This window comes from Aquiflexum gelatinilyticum (genome assembly GCF_024813435.1).
Lineage (GTDB): Bacteria > Bacteroidota > Bacteroidia > Cytophagales > Cyclobacteriaceae > Cognataquiflexum > Cognataquiflexum gelatinilyticum.
On record NZ_JANAEZ010000006.1, the window covers coordinates 89,245 to 107,173 of the forward strand.

Genomic DNA, 17,929 nt, shown 5'->3' on the forward strand with positions numbered 1-17,929 from the left:
TTAAAGGTAAAGGGAATCTCAGGGACATTTTGAAATGACTTTGGGTGAATTTTAAGTGAGAGTAAATTCAATTTTCGACCCTGAAGACTGGATAGCGGTTATGTTCTTTTTCTTTCCATGGAGAGCGTTCATGAACCCATCTCAACTGTGCACCTGCATTCTTGGCCAATTCCTCGTTTTTTGCTTTTTCCTCCTCCAGCTGCTTTTTGAGTTCGGGGTTTTGATTCAGGTATTCTGCTGCCAAGTCTTCAAAGACGTAGGCTGAAAAACCCTCTTTGGCTTGGAGAATGGTGTCAAAGAAATTCCATGCAAAAAAGCTGTCCTCCCCTTGCGGTTCCAACACTTCCATGATATAGCGGTTGGTTTCCTGATTCATTTCAATCATGTAATCTCCTTTTCTGAAAGTCAATGCAGACTGGGATTTTTCAACCTGTATCCCGGTATGCATATAATGTCCTTCAAAAGGACGCTGCCCGGTCTGGAAATCTTTGATATGATAAACTGTAACCTGGATTGTCGTATCCGATTTCAGTTGTTCGGTTCTGATTCCGTTTCTCTGAAGGTTTTCAATCACCGGATACCAAGCTTGGGGAATGATATAGGCTTTTGGTTTTTCGATGACCAAGCCATCTGAATAGGTATCAAAGAATTTTACTTCTTTAGAAAAGGGTTTCGTCCGGTCATAATATAGCCTGGGAAGCCCTGAGATTTCTGAAGATTTTTGACCTGATTCATAGCCGTTAAACTCAATCAGTGAATGTTGATTTTTGTCCAACACGTGGTTTAAGGCAAATTCTTTTTGGGTTTTTCTTGCCATCCGGTCTGCCTTTGCCATTTCAACGATTTTATCACCGTCTTTTTGGAAGATTTCAATAAAGGTTTCAAACAGCGCATAGGTGGATTTCACCCTTTGGTCATAGGGCTTCAGCATGTGGGTCTCCGGCATGAAACTCAGGGTACTGAAAAGCGCCGCATAGCCGCTGCTATACCTGCCGCTGTCCTTGAATTGGTTCCAACCGTCTTCGGGTTTTGAACCATAAGCATTGACATAGGGAACCATCGGGAATTCCCTGGCTTTCATCTTTTCATACAACACTGGATTCATTTCTTGATCCAGATAGCTGCCCAATTTGCCACCAAGTCTATTGTGTTGGGTGGAGATCAAAGTCATCACATGCTGGTAATCGGCACCGTTGCTGACGTGCGTATCGATAAATACCTGCGGCCTCAGCCAATTGAAAATCTGCTGGAACGACTTGGCATTTTTTGTATCTGCTTTTATAAAATCCCTGTTGAGGTCAAAGTTTCTAGCATTTCCACGAAAGCCGAATTCCTCTGGACCGTTTTGGTTGACGCGGCTAAATGAACCTCTGTTCAGGTGGCCGCCGATATTGTATACCGGGATGATGGCCATGGCGAGGTTTTCTGGAACCTCGATTTTTTTGAGCAAAACATCCTTCAAAAACATCATCGAGGCGTCTATGCCATCGGGTTCCCCAGGGTGGATGGCATTGTTTATGAAGAGTACGAGCCGGTTGGAATCATGCCATTCTTTGGGATCAAATGCGCCTTTTCGGTCAAATAGGATCACATGCAGTGGAAGTCCGGCATCTGTCATGCCCATCTCCACAATTCTTACTTCCTTAAAATCATCAGCCAGAATCTGAAAATATGCGATTACCTCTTGGTAAGTGGGCGTTTCCTTTCCGCCGCTGGATTCAAATTGGGTCTGGTATTTTTTTTGGGCGAAAGCCGAGAAACCAAGGCAAAATACCAAAAATAGGAAGAGCGATTTTTTCATGCCCGAATTTGGGGAAATTGGCTAAATAATGCTAAAAGAGATTGTAATTATTGGGATTGAAAATCTGAAATCCATTTTACCCTTTGGGTAACGGAACTCTAAAAAATCAGATTTGTAAATGATAGGTGTCGAGAAATGAAAAAACCCACCCGCTAGGCGTAGATCGTATCTACACCTTTTTATTTAGTAGAATTTGTAATTCAAAATGCCAAGAATTACCTTTCGTTTGGTTGGTTAATTCCAAATTGGAAAGGATAAAAGGGTGGAATTACAAATCCCACCCAGTCCTAGCATCTATCGTTTGACTACACCCAGGTGAGGGTATAGCGGAGATTAGAAATTTGTTTAGCTATGGCAACAAACTTGGCCCCTCTATTGACGATCACATAAAAAAATTCACAATAAATAGCAAAACCAATTGGAAGGAAGCATATGAAAATATTTGGAGAACAAGCTCAAATTTTGACAAATTTAAATAGGTCATGAAGAATATTTCCGTGAAGTCTGTATCGCTTGAAAAAGACGGGAATCAAGTAGTGATCGAAAACGCGAGAAATGAAATTAATCAAATCAAGTTGACATACAGAGAAACTAGGTTTTTTTCATATCTAACTATTGTAACTCCCAATCAAGTATATCAACTAAAAAGACTGAAGTCGCTTTGGGAACATCTGAATATTTCTACCTACGACATATCTGACAAATGCGATGACAATACCGTGTTTCATCTGTATTGGCGCCTGAATTATCACCTTGAGGAAAAATCTGAAAGTCGGAGAAAATAGCCCCCTGCTACAGATAGCTGACCTGATCGCTTCCGACCTTCAAAAGAAAGAAACCCTCTTCCGGGCGTAGAAAGGCGATGGCGCTAGGCGTAATTTGAAATTAAGCCTTCTTATGATTTTGAATTTGTAATTCAATAAACTACAATTACCTTTTGATTAGAGATTTTTGATTTGTATTCAATTACAAATTGAATATGATAAAAGGGTGGGATTACAAATCCCACCCAGTCCTAGCATCAGACGTTTGACTACACACAGGTGGAGGTTTCGAGAAATGAAAAAACCCACCCGATCAAGTGATTTTGGGTGGGTTTTTCAATTCTGAGGATTATTGCTTACCATTCAAACAAGCCTTCATTCAGGCTTTTTAATGCTTCATTTTTATATTTAGCATCCAAGAGAAGAGAGACATTGTGCCTGCTTCCTCCATAAGAAACCATCCTGATCGGATAATCCTTCAGGCAATTCATGATTTTGGCCATAGTTCCTTTGGATTCGGCTATCATATTTCCCACGATCGAAACGATTGTCTGATTGCTGTCCACCTCAACTGTTCCGTAAATTTCAAGTTCTTTGACGATTACTGCCAAATGTGAAAGGTCATCAATAGTCACCGAAACAGCCACCTCTGAAGTAGTGATCATGTCGATGGATGTTTTGTACTTCTCAAATACCTCAAACACTTTTCTCAAAAAGCCATAAGCCAAAAGCATTCTACTGGATTTGATTTTGATGGCAGTGATGCCATCTTTGGCTGCTAGGGCTTTCACTCCTGAGCCCTGTTCTTTGGCGGTGATGGTAGTTCCGGGTGCATCCGGTTCCATGGTATTCAGCAACTTGACCGGGATGTTATATTGTTGGGCAGGCCATATGGAGGCAGGGTGGAGGATTTTTGCTCCGAAATAAGCCAATTCAGCTGCTTCATCAAAAGACATCTGTGCAATAGGACGGGTTTTGTCCACGATCCTCGGGTCATTGTTGTGCATGCCATCGATGTCAGTCCAGATTTCAATTACTTTTGAATTGATCGCCGCACCTATAAGAGAAGCAGAATAATCTGAACCTCCCCTTTTGAGGTTATCCACCTCATTTCTGTGGTTTTTGCAGATATAACCCTGTGTCACAAAAATCCTGTCTTGGGGATAGTTTGCGAGAATAGCTTTGAGTTTTTCAGAGATTTTCTTCAGCTCAGGCTCATGGTTTTCGTCGATACTCATGAAATCCAATGCCGGCAAAAACACTGCATTAATCTCTAATTCCTGCAACAGGGTAAAGAAAAGCTTGGTAGAAAGGAGTTCTCCCTGAGCCAGAATATCCCTGTTGATGGCTTCATTAAAGGAGATTTTCAAAATAATATTCAGGAACTCAAAATGCTCTTTGATGATTTTTTCTGCCTTGTTTCGGGCGGCTTCTGTCTTCAGCAATTCTTTGTAAAAGGTAAGATAATGCTGGTGTAGGACATCGATTCTTTGTTTTGCCAAGTCTTTATTGGCATCTTCCAAAGCTTCTCCAATCCCCACAAGGGCATTTGTAGTCCCGGAAAGTGCTGAGAGGACAACGATTTTTTTGTCATTGTCTCGGGTTATCAGGTCTTTGACTTGGTGCATTCTCTCGGGTTTGCCTACTGAGGTTCCCCCGAACTTCATTATTTTCATAATGGATATGGTTTAAAAGGTTTGTTCTTTTTGGAGTGGGTCAAAAGCCCAACATTTTGATAGCGGTGATGGCTGCTTCATCTCCTTTGTTACCGTGTTTTCCACCGGACCTATCCAAAGCCTGCTGAAGGGTATTGGGAGTCAAAACACCAAAAATTATCGGTTTGTTGAACTTCAGAGCAACATTGGTAATTCCATGGGCTACGGCATCACAGATAAAATCAAAGTGCCTTGTTTCTCCCTGAATTACACATCCTAGGCAAATGACGGCATCGATTTCTTCCAATTCAGCAAGCCATTGAGCCCCAAGGGTCAGCTCAAAGGAACCCGGCACATTCTTTCGGAATATGTTTTCTTTCTTGGCACCATGCATCAACAATGTTTCTACTGCACCGGAGAAAAGGGATTCCGTCACCTGCTCATTCCATTCAGAAACGACTATGCCAAATTTTTTACCGGAAATATCCTGGATGTTTTTGTCAGAATACTGACTTAGACTTTTCAATGAAGTTGCCATGGGAGTTTGGTTTTTGGTATAAATAAAAAAGAGTAAGACCACAGGGCCTTACTCTTCCAAAATGCTATTGATAAATCAAAGCATTACTTAGAGGCAAGGCCTTCCAAGCGCGCTTTGTGTTTTCGTGCATTAGTATATTCAAATGACTCAAAGTACTTGTCTTCGATTTCGCCATATGCTTTGATAGCATTGTCAAGGTCGCCTGCTTCTTCGTAAGCCACGGCTAATTTGCTCAGGTAACGAGGTGCGAAAAATTTGTTTTCTTTATGGTCAATGGCTCTTTTATAAGCAGCGATCGCATCTTTGGTGTTGTCCAACTCCATGTAAGCATCTCCCAATAGGGCAAATGCTCTTGCCTGAACAAAAAAGTCATTTGCAGAGAATTGCTTCAGGTGATCGACAGCTTTTTGAAATTCGCCTTGAGACAGATAGATCGAACCTACATAGAAGTGGGCAAGGTTAGCTGCATCTGTTCTTCCATAGTCATCAATGATTTTTAGGAAACCTGCGTTAGAACCGTCACCGTTAAGCGCAAATTCAATGCTGTCCTGCTCGAAGTAGTAAACAGCTTGGAACATTTCAGCCTGTGCCTTTGTGTTTTTATTCTGGGTATCAATCTGAAAGTATAATACAGCGGCAATCAATAAGATGATACCGATGAGTATGCCTCCAAATATTTTTGAATTCTTTCTGATAAAGGCTTCCCCTCTTTCCAATCTTCCTTTGATTTCTTCCGGATTTTCCAGAAGCTCATGTTGATGTTCAGATTGGGATTTCTTTGTTTGTTTCGTAGCCATTCTTTAAAATTTTCCGCCGCAAATATAAGGCTTTTACTTAATTCACAAATAACAATAAAAAAAACCAGTCATGAATAAATGAATCTATATCCAAGACCGGTTTTGTTTTAGGTTTTAATTATTCCATTACAAAAGGATAATCCTCCTGCATATATACATCTTCAAATGCCTTTTGTCCATCAGGCCAAGGAGATTCTTCCGCAAATTTGACAGAATCATCCACTTGCTGTTTTACTCTTTTATCGATTTCGGCTAATTTTTCCTCTGTCAATATTTTATTGTCCAAGATGGTTTTTTTAACCTGTTCGATTGGATCTCTCTGCTTGTATTCTTCTACTTCCTCCCTTGTTCTGTATTTTTGGGGATCTGACATGGAATGGCCTTTATATCGGTAAGTTCTGAATTCCAACAATGTCGGTCCGTCACCCCTTCTTGCTCTGTCGGCAGCTTCGGCGACAGCTTCATGGATTGCTTCTACATTCATCCCATCTACCGGGAATGAAGGCATGTCGTATGCTTCGCCTATAGTGTATAATTCAGTGACATTGGAAGTTCTTTCTACAGAAGTTCCCATAGCGTAGCCGTTGTTTTCGATAACGAATATCACCGGGGTTTTGTATAACATGGCAAGGTTCAATGCCTCGTGTACTGCGCCCTGTCTTACTGCGCCGTCACCCATGTGACAGATACAAAGGTTTTTTGTCCCTCTATATTTCTCAGCAAAACCGATTCCAAGGCCCATAGGAACCTGTGCACCCACGATTCCGTGGCCTCCCATGAATCCTCTTTCCTTATCAAAAATGTGCATAGATCCACCCTTACCTTTTGTGGTACCGGTAGCTTTTCCATACAATTCAGCCATCACAGCTCCGGGATCAGTACCCAATCCAAGTGGATGGGCATGGTCACGATAAGCTGTAATCCATTTATCATCTTTTTCAAGTGCAGTGATCGCGCCAGCTGCGCAGGCTTCTTGTCCTATGTACAAATGACAAAATCCTCTGATTTTTTGTTGTCCGTATAATTGACCTGCTTTTTCCTCAAACTTCCTCATCAAAAGCATGCTTTCATACCAGAACGCATAGGTTTCTTCTGAATATTTCGCTTTTGCTTTGGTAGCAGTACTCTTCTTTGCCATATCGTGTAATGTAAAATATGCTAAATTAGGCCTCAAATATAATCAAACAGGCTGAATTTTAAGGCCGAGTGCGAAATTAGTCAAAAACCCAACAGATTCTAAGCATGCACCTCAAAAATATCCGCCTCCAACAGTTTAAGAATTACCAAAAGGCGGAAGTGCAGTTTTCCCCCGAAATCAATTGCTTTGTTGGGGTCAATGGCAGCGGGAAAACCAATCTATTGGATGCGATTCATTATCTCTGTCTGACCAAAGGGGCTATCAACGGCGTAGACCAACTCAATGTGCTTCATGACCAAGAATTTTTTACAGTTTTTGGAGACTTTGACCTTGAGGGAAAAGAAATCGAGGTCAGGTGTATTTTTGAGAGTGGAAAGAAAAAGCAGTTGCTGCAAAACGGCAAGGCCATAGATAAAATGAGTGACCATGTTGGACTTTTGCCGGTGGTCATGATTGCGCCGGATGATACGATGCTGATCAAGGATGGAAGCGAAGAGAGAAGGAGGTTTTTTGACAATATGCTTTGCCAAATGGACAAGCAGTACCTCGAAAAACTGGTTAGGTACCAACACTTTCTCAAACAAAGAAATGCCCTGATCAAGCAATTTGCCGATAGAGGTAGGTGGGAAAAGTCCCATATTGAACCCTATGACAGGGAGATCATTGCGCTTTCGCAGTTTTTGGCAGTGGCAAGGAATGTCTTTTTGGAAGAATACCTTCCTTTGCTCAAAGAATATTATGCCATCATATCTGATAACCACGAGGCAGTGAATATCACTTATGAAACTAATTGCCTATCAGAAGATTTTTCAAATCAGTTTTTACAGAATGCGCAAAGGGATTTCATCTTGAAGCGGACCAATATGGGAATCCATAAAGATGATTTTGTCTTTGAAATCGGTGGCTACCCCATCAAAAAATTCGGTTCTCAGGGACAGCAGAAATCATTTGTAATCGCACTCAAGCTGGCGCAGTTTCAGATTTTCCTGACTCATAAAAAGACAAAACCTGTTCTGCTACTGGACGATATTTTTGACAAGTTGGATGACAACAGGATCGAAAAGCTGATGAAGTTGGTGGCTGACCACCGCTTTGGTCAGCTTTTTATCACCGATGCAAGGCCCGAAAGATCGAAAGCGATCCTAAATGAAATTGATGCAGAAAGCAGGTTTTTCCTGATAGAAGAAGGGGAAATTTCCTTCTGGAATCTGTGATTTATTTTTTGATTTGACCGTCAACGGAATACTTCCCCGGACCTGCAAAAAACAGGAAGATAAAAATCAGGAGAAAAAGCAAAGACTTTTCTTTTGAACCAAAAGGATCGTCTGCATGGGCAATAAATGCCGCGACAGACATCGTAATCATCAAGGGGATCAGTGAAAGTCTGGTCAGAAAACCAAATGCCAACAAGATCGCGCAGAAAAACTCTGCAAAAATAGCGAGCTGAAGAGATAAAGCCGGTCCCAAACCGATCGGATCGCTGAATTTGACAAGGTAGGTGCTGAAATTGGCAATTTTCGGCCAACCATGTGTCAACATCAACAAAGCTGCGCCGATCCGTAAAATTGCCAATGAGATGTCCTGAAAATAGGATGAGGTCGAGAAGATAAGTTTTTTCATTTTTTTGGAAATCAAATGGATAAGAATATGGTTTAATCATTCAAATGTAACAAGAAATCTAAATCAGATTTCTAAATTGTACCCTGAATACCTTGAATTAATCATCCAAACAATTGATATGAAATCATCTCGCAGTTTCATTTTACAGGCTTTGTTCCTGTTTTTCGCCTTTTCGGCACAGCATTCGGCATTTGCCCAAACCCCAACCCAAGCTTATTTGGATTACATGTCAGGCTTGGAAAATTATGTCCAAAACGACCTTTATGGAAAAGTTTCTGCGGTATTATATGACACAGAATCGGCTCCTTCGGCTGAGGAATTTATCCTTTTCTCTAAAGGAGTGAAGGAGGAAATCGGGAAATTTTATTCTCAAAATTCCACTGGTCTTTTAGAAAATGAAAAAACAGCTGCCCGGACTTTTTCCCATACCATGTTGCTTCAGCTTGCAGAAGTATATCTTGATAGGGTTCAGGAACTTGAACCCACCCAAAAATTGGGTTTCTTGGATCAATATTTTGAAGGTATCGGACTTGATTCAGACATCAATAATTTATCCGAGGATCTCTCAAGGTCGATGATGATGACATTACATGCTGCCATGGGAATCCCTTTTGGAATGCCAAATACCGAAGTTGAGGATTATATCAATGGAATGGCAGAACCAAAAAAAGAGCTATTTCAGGCGGCCTTTATCTTGAATGACATGCTGATGCTGACAGGAGGCTATGAATCGAGCAAAAATCAAGTGGCAGGTTTCAGGAATTCTTATCCCAATTCCATCTATTTGGCAGATGTCAATAAAAGTCTCTCTGCCATCGAAAAACTCAAAGAAGGAGCAGTTATAGAAAATTTTTCTTTTGTTGATTTGGAAGGAAAGTCCGTCAGTCTGATAGATTACAAAGACAAGATAATTTATCTGGACCTTTGGGCATCTTGGTGCGGTCCATGCATCAATACTTTCCGGACCAAGACACCATTTTTCGAAAAGAAGCTGGAAGGAAATCCGGACATTGTCCTGATGTATATATCCATTGACGAACAACCCGAACCGTGGAAAAATTACCTCAGCAAAAACAAAATGGGCGGCGTACACCTTTTTGCAGGAAAGGGATTCGAAGCAGAGATCATGAAATACTTTAAAGTTTGGGGTATTCCCCGCTACCTGATCATCGGCAAGGACAATAAGATCATTGATGTCAATGCACCTAGACCCGGTGATGAGGCCTTTGAGGTTTTGAAGGAAATTTCGGGAAGTTGATTCGTTTACAAAACAAAAAAAGGCTGCCCTGATCGTTCGGGGCAGCCCTTTTTTTGATTAGAAAATTTTTATTTCCAAAGTTTCTCAGGGTATTCTCCTGACTCGTGCATTTTTTTCAATGAATCGATCACGACAGGTTTGTCTTCGGTGTAGGTGACGCCAAACCATGTTTTGCCACCTTCCAGGATTTCGAAAGCAGCTTCGCCTGATTGGATCAGGTTGTTGGCCACCGTCGGGATATAAAATTCAGACTTGAGATTCTCTTTGTTGGCAGGCAGGAAATCAAGCCACATCTTTTCAATATCCGAAAATACATTTTGGTGAAAACCCCAAAAATTCATGGATACGGGCGTTCCTTCTTTGATTTCTATTTCTTCACCGTCTCCTTTGGCAAGGATTTTTTCTCCTTCTCTTGAGATTGAAGTCCTTTCGACCATGCCGATGAGTTGGTTGGCTTCATTCATGGAACATACGCCGCGACTGACGGTGCCATGTTCTGATAATACATTCTCAATGGCGTAGCCGACCATGGCATGGAGGTCAGGTCTTACATTTTCTACCAAGAATTTCCCCAAAACCTCGAACGCCTCTTTACCATAAAAATCATCTGCATTGATTACTGCAAATGGTTCTACGATGGCTTCTTTGGCACAAAGCACCGCATGGGCTGTTCCGTAAGGTTTTACCCTTTCTGGATTTTGGAATTCAGCAGGAACAAAACTTTTGATCGACTGAAGGACAAAGTCTACTTCAATTTTGCCCTCCAGTTTTGGTAAAAGTAAATCATTGGCGGTTTGAAGGATTTCTTCTCTGACGATCAGGACTACCTTTCCAAATCCTGCACGGATGGCATCGTAGATGGAATATTCCAAAATCGTTTCGCCACTAGGGCCAAATCCGTCTATCTGTTTGTTGCCACCGTACCTGCTTCCCATACCGGCTGCAAGGACTAAAAGTGTTGGTTTTTGAATCATAAAATTTCAATGTCTTTTTTACCGCCCCAAAGTTAGTTTTTTTGCCATTCTCACAAAGATTTAGAAGATTTTAATTTATGAAAGCGGATTTTTTGCCAATTTCTGATTATTTCTTACATATTGGTTTAAAAAAAGACCATAAAAGTATTATTGAATATAAAAAATTGAAATAGTGGATTTGTAAATATGAATAAAGCTTATAAAATGTGCTTTTTTTGCATAAATAGCTTGAATTTAAAAGCAAAAATGTTTTTAAATCAATTTTTAGCTTACATTAGCGGTGTTTTTCCAACAAATCACCGTTAAAATTGAATAAAATGAAAAAAATAGAAGCAATCATTAGAACATCCAAATTCGATGAGATCCATAAATGTATCGCAGGACTTGGAGTGAAGTTCCTGACATTTTATGAGGTAAAGGGAATGGGGATGGAACATGCCAAGGCACAGACTTACAGGGGTATTTCTTATGAGCCAACCTATATTCCAAGAACCAAGCTTGAAATCGTGACAGTAGATGAGCTTGTTCCTGCGGTGGTTGATTGTATTCTCAAACTGGGAAAAACCGGAGAGGTGGGTGATGGGAAAATCTTCATTTATGAGGCGCTTGAGGCCTACAGAATCCGAAACAGTGACAAAGGAGAGGAAGCTTTGTAAAAATAAAAGAATGAAAAATCAAGATTAAAGAACTTAAAAACCTATCAAACCTATGACTCAAGAATTATTTACCATCAATAACCTATGGATGATGGTGGCGACCATTTTGGTTTTTATCATGCACCTTGGCTTTGCAAGTCTGGAGGCAGGCCTGACGAGGGCAAAAAATACCGTCAATATTTTATTTAAAAATACGCTTATTCCCGCCATTGGCTTACTTTCCTATGCTTTTGTAGGATTCAATCTCATGTATCCAGGCGGAGATTTTGCGGGTGGATTCATGGGATTCGCCGGTTTTGGATTAGCATTACCAGAAGGATGGGATTCCAGTAATTACAATGCAGGATATACATTCTATACAGATTTTATTTTTCAAGCGATGTTTGCGGCTACAGCTGCAACTATCGTCTCTGGCGCTGTAGCAGAGAGAATGAAACTCGGACCATTTATTTTCTTTTCAATCCTTTATGTTGGCCTTTGTTATCCAATTGTCGGAATGTGGAAGTGGGGCGGAGGATTTTTGCAAACAATGGCAACACCTTTTTATGATTTTGCAGGTTCTACCATTGTCCACTCGGTAGGCGGATGGGCGGCTTTGGCTGGAGCATTTTTGTTGGGCCCGAGATTGGGAAAATATACACCTACAGGTATGAAGGCCATCCCAGGTCATAATATTCCCATGGCGACAATCGGAGTGTTTTTGCTTTGGTTTGGCTGGTTTGGGTTTAACGGAGGTTCAGTTTTGACAGCAGATCCGGGCACTGTTTCACTGGTATTTGTAACCACAGCAATTGCCGGAGCCGCGGGTGCTTTTGGGGCTTTGATCGCTTCTTATATGAAATTCAAGACTTATGACATCACCATGGTACTCAACGGCATCCTCGCAGGATTGGTAGGTATTACAGCCGGAGCGGACCAGATGGGAGTGGGTGAATCTGCCATTATAGGTTTCATCGGGGGAACATTGGTGGTATTTGCAGTGGTGTTTTTTGATAGGATCAAAATTGATGATCCCGTAGGAGCCATTTCAGTACATTTGATCGGTGGTATTTGGGGTACCCTGGCTGTTGGTTTGTTTGGAAATCTTGCTGGATTCCAACAAGTTATCTCTCAGTTGATTGGAATAGGTATAGTTGGAGCCTTTTGTTTTGGAACTAGCTGGTTGATATTCTTTACTTTAAAGAAAACTGTGGGTATCAGAGTTGATGAAAGAGAGGAGTTGGAAGGTTTGGATATCAATGAGCATAGCATGCAGGCATATCCTGATTTTGCCTCTAAAGATTAATCATAGCCTATCATTTAAAATCAAAATGCCCAAGAATTGATTTCTTGGGCATTTTGATTTTTAAATTTTAATTATTTTAAATTTTCAAAATTTTTTAAACCTAATTAGGCATAATAACGGATTCAATATCCATTAATATCGAATTTAATAGGCCTTAAGACTGATATCCATGCTTCTCACATGATGTGTCAATGCGCCGACAGAAATATAATCGACACCACATTCGGCCACATCTTTCAATGTTTCTTCGGTAATTCCACCTGATGCTTCAAGAGGGTATTTGCCGTTTACTATTTCGACTGCTTTTCGCATGGTGTCATAATCCATATTGTCGAGCATGATATAATCTATGCCTCCAACAGCAAGAACTTCCTCTACTTCTTTGAGATTTCTTGTTTCGACCTCAATTTTGAGTTGGAGCCCCTGCTGTTGCAAATAGCGCTTAACATTTTGTACCGCATTAGAAATCCCGCCTGCAAAATCAATATGGTTGTCCTTCAACATAACCATGTCATATAAAGCAAACCGGTGATTGAGGCCTCCGCCAAGTACCACAGCCCATTTTTCAATCATTCGAAAATTTGGAGTAGTTTTTCGGGTATCCATCAGGCGAGCTTTGGTATGGGATATCATTTTCGAAAGCTGATGGGTTTTCGTGGCGATTCCACTCATCCGCTGCAGGCAATTCAATACCAGCCTTTCGGTTGTCAATATGGAAGCTGCAGAACCCTTTACCTTCAAGCCAATATCTCCCGGATTCACAGAATCGCCATCTTTTAATAGAATTTCCACGACTAGACTCGGATCGAATTGATGGAAAATCTTTTCGGCTAGGTCAAGACCTGCGATGATTCCGGCCTCTTTGATGATCAGTTGGGCCTGCCCGTATTGGTCTTTTGGGATGGACCCCAAAGTTGAATGATCTCCGGAACCGACATCCTCTAAGAGTGCCTGCTGTATAAATTCATGAATTTTTTCCGCTGATAGATAAGGTAAATTTTCCACACCCAAAATTAAAAAATATTGTTGGTGTTCCCTTAAATTTTGGTTTTAATAATGTCGATGCTGAAAATTCTCAGCACCTCTGATTTTGAATTTCCCTTTATCAGGACCCTAAATTGTTCACCTTTGCTTTGATAGGAACCCACGTAAAAAATGGTAGGTCCGGGTGAACCGGCTTGATGCAAAACATTGAAATCCAAAGGAGGATATTTGAGAAAAAAATCCCTTAAAATATACTCAGCCTGAGATTTCGAATAGTCCCCGTTCTTTCCATTGATATTCAACAAAACAGTCTGGTCAAAATATCTGGCAATCTCTTTGCTCGAACCGCTTCTAAAATAAGTAAATACATCGTTGATAGTCAATGTATTATTCCTTACTACAGTGGCTTCAGAAAACCAAATGATGGCAAATAAAAACACAAAAAGAAAAGGTAAATTTTTCATGGCAAGAAATAGTTCAAATATTAAGCCAATTCTTTTTGGAATTTTAGTTTTTTTTTAAAAAACTAAAAGGAAATTCTGAATTCAGGGATTTGAAAACCGAAACTTAAGCCCTCGTACCTGAAGATTATAAAAATTAACCCGATGAATTTTGTGCGCTTGATAAAGAATAGGCAACTTTACGAGTTGATTGAATTCAATTTTCAATATTCCAATTTCTTTTTCCATGAATAATAAGAAAGTAGTATTAATGATTTTGGATGGATGGGGCATTGCTACCAATCCTGAGGTATCAGCAATAGATAAAGCCAAAACGCCATTTATAGATGGGCTATATAGCAAATACCCTCATTCCAAACTTCAGGCTTCAGGTTTGGCTGTCGGATTGCCGGAAGGTCAAATGGGAAATTCGGAAGTCGGTCACATGAATATTGGTGCCGGCAGGGTTGTTTATCAGGATTTGGTTAGGATCAATCAAGCTGCCCAAGAGGGGGAATTTGAAACACATCCCATTTTGGTCGAGGCATTTGAATATGCCAAAAAATCCAAAAAGAATGTTCACTTTATCGGTCTATTATCTGATGGAGGCGTACATGCCCATATCAATCATCTCAAGGCCCTTTGCGACGCAGCCAAAGCAAATGACTTTCATGAAGTTTTTATCCACGCATTTACTGATGGCAGGGACACAGATCCAAAGGGAGGTATCCACTATATTAACGAACTCAAAGAGCACTTACAGCATTCTGTCGGGAAGATAGCTTCAGTAATTGGAAGGTATTATGCCATGGACAGGGATAAAAGATGGGAAAGAGTAAAACTCGCTTATGATGCCATGGTACATGGAGAGGGAGAAAAATCCAAAGATATCATCGCTTCGGTTACCAAATCCTATTCCAACGGCGTTACAGATGAGTTTATCCGACCTATTATTCAGGTCAACGAGGCAGGAAAGCCTTTGGCTATCATCAAAGAAGGCGATGTAGTGATCTGCTTTAACTTCCGTACAGACCGGGGCAGAGAAATCACCCAAGTCCTAACCCAACAGGATTTTGAGGATTTCAATATGAAAAAACTCAAGTTGAATTATATCACCTTTACCAATTATGATGATACTTTCAAAAATGTCAAAGTCCTATATGACAAAGACAATTTGAACAATACACTAGGAGAAGTACTTTCCAAGCATGGCAAAAAACAGATCCGTATCGCAGAGACTGAAAAGTATCCCCATGTAACATTCTTCTTTTCAGGGGGAAGAGAGAGTGAGTTTGAAGGTGAAAGCAGGATTCTTTGTCCTTCTCCGAAAGTAGCTACTTATGACCTCAAACCTGAAATGAGTGCATTTGAAATTGCAACCAAAATCAAAACTGAACTCAAAAAGAAGGAAGTGGATTTCGTTTGTCTCAATTTTGCGAATCCTGATATGGTCGGCCATACTGGGGTTTTTGAAGCTGCGGTAAAAGCCTGCGAGACTGTTGATGAGTGTGCCAAACAGGTGATATCCACAGGACTTGATAATGGCTATACTTTCATCGTCATTGCTGACCATGGAAACAGCGACATGATGATCAATGAAGACGGTACCCCAAATACTGCCCATACGACTAATTTGGTGCCATGTATCATGGTAGACGGCAAGGATCAGATAATGGTAAATGATGGAAAATTGGGAGATCTAGCACCTACCATCCTTACTTTGATGGGTGTCCCCGTACCTTCCGAAATGACCGGAAATATCCTGCTGAAATAAATCAAGCCATTTGTGGACAAAGGGTTCATTCATAAATATTTGGATGGATTCTTTGTCATTTTATACCGATTTGAAAATATCAAGAGAATATGAAAAATAGTTTGATCGCAGTTTTGGTTTCTGTCACCCTGTTAGGATGTGTTGCTGAAAATAATAATGGGAACGATTCTGAGACAGTATATTTTCCCGTGAAAGATTATATTGAAGTCACAGCTCTGAATTTGGAAGGGGCCGGGATTATCAAAGAATTGAATTTGAACGGGGAGAAGGAAACAATAAGAGATACTTTGACTGCTGAAAAATGGCTGGAGGAGCTTGACTTTTTTATTAAAGCGGATATCAGCAGGCCAAGTTTGGCAGGATCCTATGAAACCCAAAGGAGTCCTGAGTTCCTAATCCATAGCCTGAAGGAAGGCGAAAAGGGGGAAGTACAAAAGATTGTAGTAAAATATGAGGATGAAGTGATCAAAGAAGTTTCTTTTTCTATCAAAAATTCAAACTTGTTTTACACTTCAGAGACTCGTGGTGTGATCTTCAATCAAAGCTTGACCGGCAAACTTGACCATTTTGTAGTAGAAACCATGCAAAAAGTGATTTTTTTGAAACCTAACAAGATGATCATCAATGCCTCTGTTGTTTGGTAACAATCCGACCAATTTTCAGCAATTGGTCGGATTGGAATTAATTTTTTTAGACAAAGGCAAAAAATACCAGCCAGACTATCAATAAGATCGGGAGCAGAATCGGGAGTGAGAACCTGATGATGTACCCAAAGAATGAGGGCATTTTAATACCACTTTGCTCAGCTATAGACTTAACCATAAAATTGGGACCGTTTCCAATATAAGTCATCGCCCCAAAAAACACAGAGGCAAGTGAAATAGCCATAAGCTCAAATGATGAATCTACATAATTATTGAGGGCAAAATTTCTGACATCTTCAATGTTGCCGATTTCTGCACCTTGTGAAGCCATGGCTGCTGCAAGGAAGTTGAGGTAAGTTGGAGCGTTGTCCAATACTCCGGATAAAACCCCTGTACCCCAATAAAGCGTATTGTGGGTGATCAAAGCAGCCCCTTCAGGGGATTTGGCAAAATTTCCAACCAATTCCAAAGCAGGCATCATTGTTCCAAATATTCCGATGAAAATGAAGGCTACTTCAAGTATGGGTTCAAAGTTAAACTCATTTCCTTTTATGGCTTTTTGGTCAGCAAACCTGTAACTCATGTAGGCCACAGATAACATGATGATCTCCCTTACAAAAGAGAATTTTTGCCCATCATAATGGATGGCAGGTACCCAATCCAACACATTTGGATCCAAAAATACAGAACCAATGATCACCATCAACCAAATAAAATTCTTAGAGCCTATCAAGGCAAATTTATTGGTATAAGTCACTTCTTCAAGGTTTTCCTCTTCATTTGCTTTGCCAAGTTTTCTGTCAATTACATAAAATACGCCTGCCAACAAGAGCAATGCCAACATCCAAGCAGGCCAGTTATGTTCGATTGTCCAGAAAAAGGGCACACCCTTAAGGAAGCCAAGGAATAATGGCGGATCACCGATGGGAGTCAGAGATCCTCCGATATTGCTGACCATAAAAATAAAAAAGATGATGTGGTATGGCTGGATATTGCCTTTGTTCAACCTGATGAAAGGACGTACCAGAAGCATAGATGCACCGGTGGTCCCAATAAGGTTAGACACCACAGCCCCAACCAAAAGAAGTGTCACATTGGCAAATGGTGTAGCTTTTTTATCAATTTCGATTAGAATTCCACCGGATGCAATATAAAGGGAAGAAAGAAGGGCAATGAACTGGATATATTCTGCCAAAGCATGGACGGGACCATGGACATTATGCAAAACAAACAGATAATAGAAGACTACTAAAATAGCCAATCCGACAGCAATTTTTGGATAATTATGGTGCCAGAAATTTTCATAGAATAAAGGCCCTGTTGCAATCATCAACAACAAAGCCACAAATGGAATAACCAGCCATACAGGAGCGGAACCATGAACATCATGTCCATCTTCGTGACCGCCTTCACCCGAATGTTGATCCATGGATTCCCCATCAATCAGTTCTGATTGGGTCTCTGTTTGGGCTTTTGCATCGGGAACAGTGGCTAAAAAAACCATTCCAAAAACAAATATGAAAACGGCAAATAGGTTCTTCATTAATTTTAAAATTAAGCAGTCTTTCTCAACAGTTTTTGGTTTCCGAAAACCCAATAAT

General features: G+C 40.6%; 17 protein-coding genes. 7 read left to right on the forward strand and 10 right to left on the reverse strand.

The genetic code is table 11. The features are described from left to right. Positions 1–67 precede the first annotated feature (67 nt). The gene (locus NK987_RS14120) at positions 68–1,801 is read right to left on the reverse strand and encodes a M14 family metallopeptidase (RefSeq protein WP_259264374.1); all 1,734 of its coding nucleotides are present in this window, start codon (positions 1,799–1,801) and stop codon (positions 68–70) included. Between the two features lie 482 nt (positions 1,802–2,283). Here NK987_RS14120 and NK987_RS14125 point away from each other — a divergent pair, with 482 nt between their 5' ends. Then, entirely contained in the window at positions 2,284–2,586 is a 303-nt protein-coding gene (locus NK987_RS14125) for a hypothetical protein (protein ID WP_259264375.1), read from the forward strand. Positions 2,587–2,921: 335 nt separating this feature from the next. Here NK987_RS14125 and NK987_RS14130 read toward each other — a convergent pair whose 3' ends face one another. From NK987_RS14130 to pdhA, 4 genes are all read right to left on the reverse strand, one after another. Beyond that, positions 2,922–4,241, reverse strand: a complete 1,320-nt coding sequence (locus NK987_RS14130; RefSeq protein ID WP_259264376.1) for an aspartate kinase — start codon at positions 4,239–4,241, stop codon at positions 2,922–2,924. A 40-nt stretch (positions 4,242–4,281) separates the two neighbouring features. After that, positions 4,282–4,758: a 6,7-dimethyl-8-ribityllumazine synthase gene (gene ribH / locus NK987_RS14135; protein WP_258422414.1), complete on the reverse strand. Its 477-nt coding sequence runs from the start codon at positions 4,756–4,758 to the stop codon at positions 4,282–4,284. A gap of 83 nt (positions 4,759–4,841) precedes the next feature. Continuing rightward, complete coding sequence (locus NK987_RS14140; protein ID WP_259264377.1) at positions 4,842–5,555, reverse strand: tetratricopeptide repeat protein; 714 nt, start codon at positions 5,553–5,555, stop codon at positions 4,842–4,844. A gap of 118 nt (positions 5,556–5,673) precedes the next feature. Continuing rightward, positions 5,674–6,693 (reverse strand): pyruvate dehydrogenase (acetyl-transferring) E1 component subunit alpha, encoded by a 1,020-nt coding sequence (gene pdhA / locus NK987_RS14145; RefSeq protein WP_259264378.1) that lies wholly within the window; start codon positions 6,691–6,693, stop codon positions 5,674–5,676. 104 nt (positions 6,694–6,797) lie between these two features. Between pdhA and recF the strand changes: the two genes are divergently transcribed. Beyond that, positions 6,798–7,907, forward strand: a complete 1,110-nt coding sequence (recF, locus tag NK987_RS14150; RefSeq protein ID WP_259264379.1) for a DNA replication/repair protein RecF — start codon at positions 6,798–6,800, stop codon at positions 7,905–7,907. 1 nt (position 7,908) lies between these two features. Here recF and NK987_RS14155 read toward each other — a convergent pair whose 3' ends face one another. Continuing rightward, positions 7,909–8,313 carry a DoxX family protein gene (locus tag NK987_RS14155; RefSeq protein WP_259264380.1) on the reverse strand — a complete coding sequence of 135 codons (405 nt, stop codon included), beginning with the start codon at positions 8,311–8,313 and terminating at the stop codon, positions 7,909–7,911. A gap of 118 nt (positions 8,314–8,431) precedes the next feature. Between NK987_RS14155 and NK987_RS14160 the strand changes: the two genes are divergently transcribed. Then, positions 8,432–9,571, forward strand: a complete 1,140-nt coding sequence (locus NK987_RS14160) for a TlpA family protein disulfide reductase (RefSeq protein WP_259264381.1) — start codon at positions 8,432–8,434, stop codon at positions 9,569–9,571. A gap of 68 nt (positions 9,572–9,639) precedes the next feature. Here the strand turns inward: NK987_RS14160 and NK987_RS14165 are convergent, their stop codons facing one another. Next, positions 9,640–10,545 carry a nucleotidyltransferase family protein gene (locus tag NK987_RS14165; protein WP_259264382.1) on the reverse strand — a complete coding sequence of 302 codons (906 nt, stop codon included), beginning with the start codon at positions 10,543–10,545 and terminating at the stop codon, positions 9,640–9,642. Between the two features lie 317 nt (positions 10,546–10,862). Here NK987_RS14165 and NK987_RS14170 point away from each other — a divergent pair, with 317 nt between their 5' ends. Continuing rightward, positions 10,863–11,201, forward strand: a complete 339-nt coding sequence (locus NK987_RS14170) for a P-II family nitrogen regulator (protein WP_259264383.1) — start codon at positions 10,863–10,865, stop codon at positions 11,199–11,201. 52 nt (positions 11,202–11,253) lie between these two features. Then, positions 11,254–12,486, forward strand: a complete 1,233-nt coding sequence (locus NK987_RS14175; RefSeq protein WP_259264384.1) for an ammonium transporter — start codon at positions 11,254–11,256, stop codon at positions 12,484–12,486. A 144-nt stretch (positions 12,487–12,630) separates the two neighbouring features. Here the strand turns inward: NK987_RS14175 and nadC are convergent, their stop codons facing one another. Together nadC and NK987_RS14185 are read right to left on the reverse strand one after the other, a co-directional pair. Continuing rightward, positions 12,631–13,491 carry a carboxylating nicotinate-nucleotide diphosphorylase gene (gene nadC / locus NK987_RS14180; protein WP_259264385.1) on the reverse strand — a complete coding sequence of 287 codons (861 nt, stop codon included), beginning with the start codon at positions 13,489–13,491 and terminating at the stop codon, positions 12,631–12,633. A gap of 32 nt (positions 13,492–13,523) precedes the next feature. Then, positions 13,524–13,934, reverse strand: coding sequence for a DUF4783 domain-containing protein (locus tag NK987_RS14185; RefSeq protein ID WP_259264386.1), 411 nt, complete (start codon positions 13,932–13,934; stop codon positions 13,524–13,526). Between the two features lie 223 nt (positions 13,935–14,157). Here NK987_RS14185 and gpmI point away from each other — a divergent pair, with 223 nt between their 5' ends. Together gpmI and NK987_RS14195 are read left to right on the forward strand one after the other, a co-directional pair. Continuing rightward, positions 14,158–15,684 (forward strand): 2,3-bisphosphoglycerate-independent phosphoglycerate mutase, encoded by a 1,527-nt coding sequence (gpmI, locus tag NK987_RS14190; RefSeq protein WP_259264387.1) that lies wholly within the window; start codon positions 14,158–14,160, stop codon positions 15,682–15,684. Positions 15,685–15,773: 89 nt separating this feature from the next. Further along, on the forward strand, positions 15,774–16,328 hold the full coding sequence (locus NK987_RS14195; RefSeq protein WP_258422428.1) for a hypothetical protein: 555 nt from the start codon (positions 15,774–15,776) through the stop codon (positions 16,326–16,328). Between the two features lie 46 nt (positions 16,329–16,374). Here the strand turns inward: NK987_RS14195 and NK987_RS14200 are convergent, their stop codons facing one another. After that, positions 16,375–17,757, reverse strand: coding sequence for a sodium:proton antiporter (locus NK987_RS14200; protein WP_420841187.1), 1,383 nt, complete (start codon positions 17,755–17,757; stop codon positions 16,375–16,377). Positions 17,758–17,929 lie beyond the last annotated feature (172 nt).

Bases quoted from the DNA above. Each gene is read 5' to 3' on its own strand.
- recF (WP_259264379.1), top strand. From the start codon at position 6,798: ATGCACCTCAAAAATATCCGCCTCCAACAGTTTAAGAATTACCAAAAG.
- NK987_RS14140 (WP_259264377.1), bottom strand. From the start codon at position 5,555: ATGGCTACGAAACAAACAAAGAAATCCCAATCTGAACATCAACATGAG.
- ribH (WP_258422414.1), bottom strand. From the start codon at position 4,758: ATGGCAACTTCATTGAAAAGTCTAAGTCAGTATTCTGACAAAAACATC.
- NK987_RS14170 (WP_259264383.1), top strand. From the start codon at position 10,863: ATGAAAAAAATAGAAGCAATCATTAGAACATCCAAATTCGATGAGATC.
- NK987_RS14175 (WP_259264384.1), top strand. From the start codon at position 11,254: ATGACTCAAGAATTATTTACCATCAATAACCTATGGATGATGGTGGCG.
- NK987_RS14125 (WP_259264375.1), top strand. From the start codon at position 2,284: ATGAAGAATATTTCCGTGAAGTCTGTATCGCTTGAAAAAGACGGGAAT.
- NK987_RS14185 (WP_259264386.1), bottom strand. From the start codon at position 13,934: ATGAAAAATTTACCTTTTCTTTTTGTGTTTTTATTTGCCATCATTTGG.
- gpmI (WP_259264387.1), top strand. From the start codon at position 14,158: ATGAATAATAAGAAAGTAGTATTAATGATTTTGGATGGATGGGGCATT.
- NK987_RS14200 (WP_420841187.1), bottom strand. From the start codon at position 17,757: ATGGATCAACATTCGGGTGAAGGCGGTCACGAAGATGGACATGATGTT.
- NK987_RS14195 (WP_258422428.1), top strand. From the start codon at position 15,774: ATGAAAAATAGTTTGATCGCAGTTTTGGTTTCTGTCACCCTGTTAGGA.
- NK987_RS14130 (WP_259264376.1), bottom strand. From the start codon at position 4,241: ATGAAAATAATGAAGTTCGGGGGAACCTCAGTAGGCAAACCCGAGAGA.
- NK987_RS14155 (WP_259264380.1), bottom strand. From the start codon at position 8,313: ATGAAAAAACTTATCTTCTCGACCTCATCCTATTTTCAGGACATCTCA.
- NK987_RS14160 (WP_259264381.1), top strand. From the start codon at position 8,432: ATGAAATCATCTCGCAGTTTCATTTTACAGGCTTTGTTCCTGTTTTTC.
- pdhA (WP_259264378.1), bottom strand. From the start codon at position 6,693: ATGGCAAAGAAGAGTACTGCTACCAAAGCAAAAGCGAAATATTCAGAA.
- NK987_RS14120 (WP_259264374.1), bottom strand. From the start codon at position 1,801: ATGAAAAAATCGCTCTTCCTATTTTTGGTATTTTGCCTTGGTTTCTCG.
- NK987_RS14165 (WP_259264382.1), bottom strand. From the start codon at position 10,545: ATGATTCAAAAACCAACACTTTTAGTCCTTGCAGCCGGTATGGGAAGC.